The 7950-nt window shown below is 55.9% G+C and carries 7 protein-coding genes and 1 pseudogene; 2 read left to right on the top strand and 6 right to left on the bottom strand.

The genetic code is table 11. The annotated features are described in order from the left end of the window. From C5L14_RS29810 to C5L14_RS30195, 3 genes are all read right to left on the bottom strand, one after another. The coding region (locus C5L14_RS29810) for a dTDP-glucose 4,6-dehydratase (protein WP_146127055.1) at positions 1-614 on the bottom strand (614 nt) is incomplete at its 3' end. Next, entirely contained in the window at positions 611-1192 is a 582-nt protein-coding gene (gene rfbC / locus C5L14_RS29805; protein ID WP_105865696.1) for a dTDP-4-dehydrorhamnose 3,5-epimerase, read from the bottom strand. The genes rfbC and C5L14_RS29810, both read right to left, overlap by 4 nt. Before the next feature lie 139 nt (positions 1193-1331). Beyond that, on the bottom strand, positions 1332-1808 hold the full coding sequence (locus C5L14_RS30195; protein WP_146127054.1) for a hypothetical protein: 477 nt from the start codon (positions 1806-1808) through the stop codon (positions 1332-1334). A 350-nt stretch (positions 1809-2158) separates the two neighbouring features. On the opposite strand from C5L14_RS30195, the gene C5L14_RS29800 reads away from it, so the two are divergent. Next, the gene (locus C5L14_RS29800; RefSeq protein WP_105865695.1) at positions 2159-2953 is read left to right on the top strand and encodes a FadR/GntR family transcriptional regulator; all 795 of its coding nucleotides are present in this window, start codon (positions 2159-2161) and stop codon (positions 2951-2953) included. A gap of 157 nt (positions 2954-3110) precedes the next feature. On the opposite strand, the gene C5L14_RS29795 is transcribed toward C5L14_RS29800, so the two are convergent. Beyond that, the gene (locus C5L14_RS29795) at positions 3111-3599 is read right to left on the bottom strand and encodes a helix-turn-helix domain-containing protein (protein WP_210203311.1); all 489 of its coding nucleotides are present in this window, start codon (positions 3597-3599) and stop codon (positions 3111-3113) included. Between the two features lie 146 nt (positions 3600-3745). Further along, on the bottom strand, positions 3746-5131 hold the full coding sequence (locus C5L14_RS29790) for a Hint domain-containing protein (protein ID WP_181161387.1): 1386 nt from the start codon (positions 5129-5131) through the stop codon (positions 3746-3748). 1111 nt (positions 5132-6242) lie between these two features. Between C5L14_RS29790 and C5L14_RS29785 the strand changes: the two genes are divergently transcribed. After that, positions 6243-6935 carry a response regulator transcription factor gene (locus C5L14_RS29785; RefSeq protein WP_105865692.1) on the top strand — a complete coding sequence of 231 codons (693 nt, stop codon included), beginning with the start codon at positions 6243-6245 and terminating at the stop codon, positions 6933-6935. A 674-nt stretch (positions 6936-7609) separates the two neighbouring features. Here C5L14_RS29785 and C5L14_RS30540 read toward each other — a convergent pair. Continuing rightward, positions 7610-7950: pseudogene (locus C5L14_RS30540) on the bottom strand (lipopolysaccharide biosynthesis protein); the annotation flags it as partial.

Here is a 7950-nt window from a genome sequence, read left to right as displayed (position 1 = left end):
AGGATGACGAGCGGGATGAGCTTTTCGGGAAAATGGTATGGGCCGTAATTGTTCGAGCAGTTGGAGATCAGCACCGGCAGGCCATAGGTGCGCATCCAGGCCCGGGCGAGATGGTCGGAGGCCGCCTTGCTCGCCGAATAGGGTGAACTCGGATCATAGCGCGTGGTCTCGGTGAACAGGCCCTCGCTGCCGAGCGAGCCATAGACCTCGTCGGTGGAGACGTGCAGGAAGCGGAACGCGTCGCGCTCGCGGCCCGAAAGCGTGCGCCAATAGCTGCGCGCCGCTTCCAGCAGGGTGTAGGTCCCCACGATATTGGTCTGGATGAAATCGTCGGCGCCGGCGATCGAGCGGTCGACATGGCTCTCCGCCGCCAGATGCATGATCGCCGTCGGGCGGAAGGAATTGATGACCGCGTTCAGCTTCAGCCTGTCGGTGATGTCGCCGCGGACGAAACGATAGTTACGCGAACCGGCGATCGAGCGCAGGGAATGCGGATTGCCGGCATAAGTGAGCTTGTCGAAGTTGAGCACCTCGACATCGCCCTCGCCGACCAGCAGCCGCACCACAGCCGAACCGATGAAGCCTGCGCCGCCAGTGACCAGAACACGCTTCATGCGATGTCTTCCCGTTCGGAGTTGTAGGAAAAGTGAGCCGGCAAGTCTTCCAGGAGCGGCAAGGCCAGGTCCTTGGCCGACAGCACGGGCCCCTGCGCCGGCACCGGCCATTCGATGCCGATGGCCGGATCGCTCCACAGGATGCCGCCATCGTCGGCGGGGCTGTAGTAGTTGGTCACCTTGTAGGCGACCAGCGTATCCGGCTCCAAGGTGCAATAGCCATGGGCAAAGCCGACCGGCACCCACAACTGATCGCCATCGATCCCATCCAGGCGCGCCGAAACATGCCGGCCATAGCTCGGCGATCCCTTGCGGATATCGACGGCCACATCGAAGATCGCGCCGCGGATGACGCGGATCAGCTTGCCCTGCGCCATCGGCGAACGCTGGAAATGCAGGCCCCGCAACGTGCCCACAGCACCGGACAAGGCCTCGTTGTCCTGGACGAACTCGACATCCGCCACCTGCTGGCGAAACACGCGCGCGTTGAACACTTCCGAAAAATACCCCCGAGCATCACCAAAACGCCGCGGACGAACCCGGACAACCTCGGGAATGGGCAGATATTCGACAATCATTCATCCGGCGCTTAAGCTGACTTAATGCCGGCAAATTACAATCGTTTACAAACAAGTCAACACGATTGAAATTTAGATATACTAAACTTTAATCGGTATTTTGAGACAATAAACTATCTAAATAAATTGCCGAGGAAGTTCATTCCACAGCTTGCCATTTATAAAAATTTATGGGCATTCCTGTACAATCTAAAACTCTTGATCCCCATTTGGCTTTCCAGAAGGCCCGAGCGGCAAGCCTTACTTCGCATGAGACATCCATCACCCCGTCGGAGCGCCGCTTCCCAACGATCTGGCACAACAGCTGTTTCCAGAGCATGCCCCGGCAAATTCTCACCAGACGGAAGAAGCACCGAGCGCGGAAGCGTTTGCAATTTGGCGGAAGCGCCAGGAAGCGCAAAGACGCATCGGCGTAAGCAAAAACAGCGTGTCCATCAAAACGCACTTGCGGCAGCCGCTTGCGACTTCGTCGCCTCAAGCCGACGCCGCACACCGATGCCAAGGGTTTCACCCCTATACAGGCACTTATCGTGATTGGCGCGTTAGAGAGAAGTTCCACCCAGTCGGGTGCCGATTGGACTTCTGGACCATTGTCGACCGGAAGCGCCGACGTCATTTTGGTCCCAACTCCATGAGGGTTTCCGCAATGTTGGATTTGCCCGTGTAGAAACCGGTTCTGGTATTTTGATGCTACCCATGCACTACGAAGTAAGAAGCAGCATAGAGAAGGCAGATTCAGCCCCTGCCACAATCATCCAGACTACAATCGTTGCCGTTCCTACGGAATTTGGTGCCTGGGCCAAAAACATTACCGCAATGTAAGGTTGTAATTATGTTGCCCACGGCGAGGCGCATGCGGTACGGCTTTGACGCCCCTTTGAGCACTCCGCTATGGGATGCATTCCAGCTGCCACATTTGGAAAACCCACCGCCACCAACGCCGCACTGCATTTTGGAAACCACGAAATGGATAAGCGTAATGCCGCCACAACCGATACTGAACCTCGCCTGACAAACCAAAGCCGTGGGTCCGGCAGTTTGGACGGTATCGCTGATCGACCGGGCCGGACGCCACTTGTCCAGCGGGTCTATCATATTCTTCTCACCAAAATCAGCCGTGGCGACTACCTGGCGGACGAGAAACTGCCTGGGGAGCACGAACTCGCCTCAACTTTGCTCGTCTCGCGACCAATCATTCGCGAGGCCCTCAAATTGTTACGCGATGAAGGCTTGATATATTCACGACAAGGAGCAGGAAGCTTTGTAAAGAAGCTGGCCGAGGACACGCGCAATATCGGTTATTCACCCGTCGAAACCATCGCTGATATTCAGCGCTGCTATGAACTGCGCATGTCGATCGAACCGGATCATGCTTATTATGCCGCTCTTCGCTGGAACGAACCTGCGCTGGCAAAAATCGCGGCGGCACTCGAACTGATGCGCGACGCGGTCCAACTGTTCCTTCACCGGGATGATGCGGATTACAATTTCCATTACGCGATCTCCCAGGCCACGAATAATCATTTTTACGTTCTGTCGATGCAATCCCTGCGCGATCATATTTCTATCGGCATGAAGTTCCATGGTGTTTCGTTGGCAGGCCCTGAAGCCATGTTGGCCGACGTATTCGCCGAACATCAGTTGATCTTCGACGCGATCCGGCGCCGGGAAGCGGAAGCCGCCCGTGACATCATGCATCGCCATCTGAAAAGATCGCGAGATCGAGTTTTTGAGGGCCGTATACTGGATCTCTCGCTTTAGCCAACAATATTGAGCCAAACTTCTTGAGCTTGAGAATTCAAGCGAGGGCATCGGCATCCTGCAAGGTGGAAGAAGTTGGCGCCTTCGGCGATCGGGGTAGATTGCCGGCACGTTTGATCAAGCCGTCGACGGCTCCCTCCCGGCGGCTTGTCTCCCATCACTCTCCAGCTTGACGCTCAATCCATTTTTGAGCGTTCAACTTACGGCTCGGGCTCAGTAGCCGGTAAAGCGCCAGAAGATCGGCTTCATCCGGCGAAAGCTCGGCCTGAATATGTTCCTCAGCCAAACCGTTCAACAATGCCTCTTCATTGACGCCCAGCGCCTGTGACAAGGGCGCCAGGTGCTTGTTTATGTCCCCTGCTCGTCCCGTCTCCCAAAAAGCCACAGCGGCACGCGAAACGCCGACGGCATCAGCAAGCTGCAGCTGAGTGAGATCGGCAGCCAGCCGAAGCGCCCGGATGCGTTTGGCGAGTTCTACGCTGGGAGAGACCTTCTGGATTGCCGCTCCATTCTGCTCCGCCAAGCGAGCCTGAGAGGCAACGATCCAGCGACGAAAACGGTAATGCGTCAGCGTCTGCAGCGGTACATTCGAGGAGAGATGATCCATGCGGTAATGCACCTTGCCCCTGACAACGCTTTCAATCACTCGCCGAGGCTCGAGGTGATCTGCTGGAGCCCAGGTTTGGCCCGACTGCAGGATCGGAACGGAATGCATGATCCCTGGTCCAAGAAAGATGTCAGCCAGCCCTGTTTCCGAGGGCTGGCTGTTTTCGTTCGCTATAAGCGACAGGGTCAGCCGTTCAGCGCGGCCTCGGCGGCAGCGTCAGCTTCGACCAGATAGGGTCCGGCAGCCAGGATCTGCAGGCCCAGCATGGCGATCGCGTTGGGGGCGCGCTCGCCGAGCGGCAGCACGGCATCGCCATCCGTCCAGCGGCGGGCTCCTTCCGGCACCGACCAGCCGCGCAGAGTGCCGGCGGTCAGATGGGTGTCGATCTCGCGGCGGACATTGCCGTCCTGCAGCGTGACGGCACCGACGAGCACGCCGAGGAAACGGCGGTCATCGACATAGGGTCCGATCGTATCGGCCGGACGGCTGGCGCGCGAGACGATGCGCACCGACCGCACATTCGAGGGGATCATGAACAGGGCCATGCCGTCGGCTTCGCGGGCCTGGCGGATGATCCGGCCGCTTTCGGTGACCAGATGCAGATCCGCTTCGCGGGTCAGTTCGACCGGCTGCGAGCGCACCGGATCGTTGCGCAGCGCCGCCCGGGCCTCGATGGCCCGGAAGATCGGCTCGACGAAGGCACGGTCGACGCAAAGCGGCGCCGCCGCATCGCTCGCCCAGTCCTTGGCCTTGCCGGGGAACGGCACCACGCCGTGCTGGGCCACGAAGTTCTTGCGGTTGCCCGTGTCGAGATAGCTCTCGGAGAGCATGCCGTTGGCCTGGATGATGGCATGCTCGGCCAGCTCGACATGGTAATAGGTGTAGGTCTGGAAGGAGCGGTCGTAGAAGATGCTCCGGCCATTGACCAGCATGCGGATCGGCACCAGCTTGCCTTCGAAGAAGAAGCTGTGCTCGGCCGTGACCAGCAGATCCCGATAGGGCAGGCCCTCGGCGATGGCGTCCTTGAGGATGCGGACGGGATAGCCGCCCATGTCCAGGGGCCGCGAGGGATTGCTCAGGACGTGGCCCGAACCGATCCAGGTCACCGGGCGCAGTTCGTCCCTGCCTTCGACGGAGACGAAGACCTCGTCACCGACACGGATGTCTTCGATCGCGACTTCGCCGGTAGCGGTGCGGATCCGCGTGCCCGCCAGGAAGCAGACCACGGCAAGGTCGGTGATCGTCAGGGTGCTGCCGCTGGTGGTGATCGTCAATGGACCAGGGTCACCTGCCGTATAAGTACCTGCCGCCAGGCCCTGCCCACTGATCGTCGCACTCGCAATCACATGGCCGCTGGCATCGAGAACCCGGATGGTCTGCGTATTACCGGCATTGTTCGTGATGGAATAATGCGCCATGACACCAGAAGTGTTCTGGAAGGCGAGATGGTTGAGCCCACTATTGTCGGCAAAGCCGGTAATCGACGTGCCGCTCAGATCCAGGATCGTCCCACCCGCGTTGACGGTAAAGGTGCCACCGCCAGCGCCGAACTCGACCGTCGTTCCGTTCAAAAACTCCCAGGAAGCGACACCGTTGGAAAACGATCCGCCATCCGTGAGGTTCACCGTCGTCCCGGTAAGGCCACTTCCCAGAAGACCGGGGCCAAAAGTTGCCGAGCCTCCCGTAACATTAATGGTGCTAAGCGTTCCAGGAAAAGAGGCAAAAGAGTCAATCGTCGCAGTTCCGCCGATGTAATAAGTGTTAACAGCAAGACCACTTGCACCAAGCGCAATGCTCGCATTGATATTGGGCGGAACAACATACCTGTTGATACCAAAAGAAACAATGTCTCCAATAGATTGGCCATTTGTGGTCGCAACATGACCTAGAGATATACCGCTCAATGTGGTGTTAATACTTGGATCGCTTGACCCTGATATAGTTACATTATAACTAAGAGGAATTCCAAGAACACTATTTGTCGTTACGTTATATGTGACGCCGCTGTCATCAACATATAGGGTCATATTAATCCTCCAAGCTTGTCTAATTGCTGACCAACCAGGTCACAACGGCCTATTGCCGCTACCCATGGCGCAACTATTCCGTACCCGGTGCAGCACAAGACAAAGCTGGCCTCAACCTGGTCAGCAATATATAGAGTTCTTTGTTAGTAAATTTCAAACTATTATTTTGTAAAACTTAGGATAAGGTATCTATAAATATTATTTATATAAATAAAATAGATTCTATACCAATAGAATTATTCCTAAATATTCCTGCCTAAAGCCGCTCCTTCCCCCTAGACAGGCGTGTGCGTTTTCGCACAGACCGATCAAAGAGAACTTGATATGCCGCTTGTCTAATTTTACAATTTTGGCATGTTTTAACAGGTGCCGCGCCCAGCGGCAGGAATCCAAAGGCGCGCCATGCGGGAAAGGAGCGCATGCGGTGGATTGTGCTGCAACCTAGATCTGTGAGATATCGGCAATAACTTACTTATTGCCGATTTCATCCCATTAAGATCTGAAACTTATAAGTATAGAGTCTAATATAGAGATTTCCAAAGAAAAATCCATTGTGACGTTAAGCAAAAATATTAATTCGTCGAATGGATATCAAATGTATATAAACTGCCAATGAACCGTGGAATCTCTTATAAAACGCTGGACTCAAGAAAAAATGACGAGCTCATCCTTCGATGCGGCACCCCGCGGAGATGTCATCATACCGGGCAAGCCGTGCATAGTAATCTGTCAACATGCCCTTACGCGTGACTGTCTGGTGCAATGCCTGAAAGAGGCATTTCCCGACCGCCCCACCAGGGGTTACGAAACCATCGCCGAATGGTATGAAATGCATCGCGGCGAGTCAGAATTCATTATATTGTGTAATTTTAAAAATAGCCGCATCAAGCAGGTCATAGAGCACGATATATCCGACATCATTCATTTAGTGCCAGATACAAAGATAGCTGTGGTCGCAGATGCACCTAGGCTGGACCATGCCAACAGCGCTATCCGCGCGGGCGCACGCGGCTATATGAGCGCGAATTATAATTTGAACACGCTCTGTGCTGTCATAGACCTGATTGCTGCAGGAGCGATATACATTTCGCCTGATTGCCTGGAACTCTCAGGCGAGAGCTCTCCTAGTGGAAAATTAGCGGCAGCCAGCAACATTCCTAAGCTTACTCGACGTCAGATCGAAATTGCCGAACTTATTCGGCAAGGCGTAAACCGAAAGATAATTGCAGATACTTTGAGTATTTCTACATCCACGGTAAATGTTCACGTTTTCGAAATTATGAAAAGATTAAATATAACATCTTATAGAGACCTGAAATATAGCTCGAAGTTTTCTGCTTTCGCCTAGAAATAGATCATCAGGCTGTTGCGGGGGAGGCCGGGATGAAGACGGCCGATCTTGCACGTAAGCGACACTGTACAAGTGGGAAGTCAGGTATAGTGGGATGGACATATCGGAAGCCTGGTGCGTGAGGCAATTCGGGGCTAGAACGCCAAACTGAAGAAGCTGCTTTCCGGGCAATGCTGGATACAGGCTCGGGGCGGGAGCGTCTGTCAAAAGTCGGCCGGTCCGGTCGGGGGAGGCCGTCCTGCATCTGCGGGAACGCAGAACCTATTCGATCGTCGGGGGTCGCGGGACGAGCGGCGATCATCCTGCCTTACCTTGGATGCAGCGCTTGGCCCCGGTTGGCGCGATCCGGCCAATGAGCAACGGCAATTCGGCCACAGGCGTCTGTTCGTTCCGCTCAGGCGGGAAGGAACCCTGAGGCGCCGACAGCATCCACCGAGTCTGTCGAGAGGAAGGCCTGTCTGAACGCAATTCTCGTGCTCGATGCAAAGCGGCCGGCACCCGCTCAGCGATCCTAGAGCGTTTTGCGATTAGACGGGGTCACCAAGAATCGCAAAGACGCGTCAGAACAATGAGTTAGAGCAAATAAGCGTTCACGCTTGAACGCGCTTTGCTCTAGTGGAAGCCAGAGCCGATGGGCGCCGGTCATAGCCCCCATTCTGACAAGAAGGACATCAAGCCAGGCGGCGGCGAATGACGCCCACGAGGCCGATGGAGATGACCCAGGCCAGGATCGAGCCGAGCAGGACCAGGCCAATGGTGAGCACACGGCGCGGATAGCGCGGTTCCTCGGCTTCGGCCGGTATCTCCACGGTGTGGAGATACAGCATCTTCCTTTCGCTGTAGATGCGGGCCATGTTCAGGCTGATCGAGGCCTGGGCATAGCGGTTTTCCGCGATCTTCTGTTCCAGATCGAGATTGGCGAAGCGGCTGAGCTTCTGGGACAGGGCGCCATTGTCGCCCTGCTGCTGCATGCTGGTGATGCGGTTCTGCACGCCCTTCACCTGCTCCTTGA

This window comes from Labrys okinawensis, assembly GCF_002982075.1.
GTDB lineage: Bacteria > Pseudomonadota > Alphaproteobacteria > Rhizobiales > Labraceae > Labrys > Labrys okinawensis_A.
The sequence above is the reverse complement of the archived record's forward strand: the minus strand, read 5'-3'. Positions and strand labels throughout refer to the sequence as shown.

Excerpts from the sequence above, each read along its gene's own strand:
- rfbC (WP_105865696.1), bottom strand. The coding sequence starts at position 1,192 with ATGATTGTCGAATATCTGCCCATTCCCGAGGTTGTCCGGGTTCGTCCG.
- C5L14_RS30195 (WP_146127054.1), bottom strand. The coding sequence starts at position 1,808 with ATGACGTCGGCGCTTCCGGTCGACAATGGTCCAGAAGTCCAATCGGCA.
- C5L14_RS29800 (WP_105865695.1), top strand. The coding sequence starts at position 2,159 with ATGGATAAGCGTAATGCCGCCACAACCGATACTGAACCTCGCCTGACA.
- C5L14_RS29785 (WP_105865692.1), top strand. The coding sequence starts at position 6,243 with ATGACGAGCTCATCCTTCGATGCGGCACCCCGCGGAGATGTCATCATA.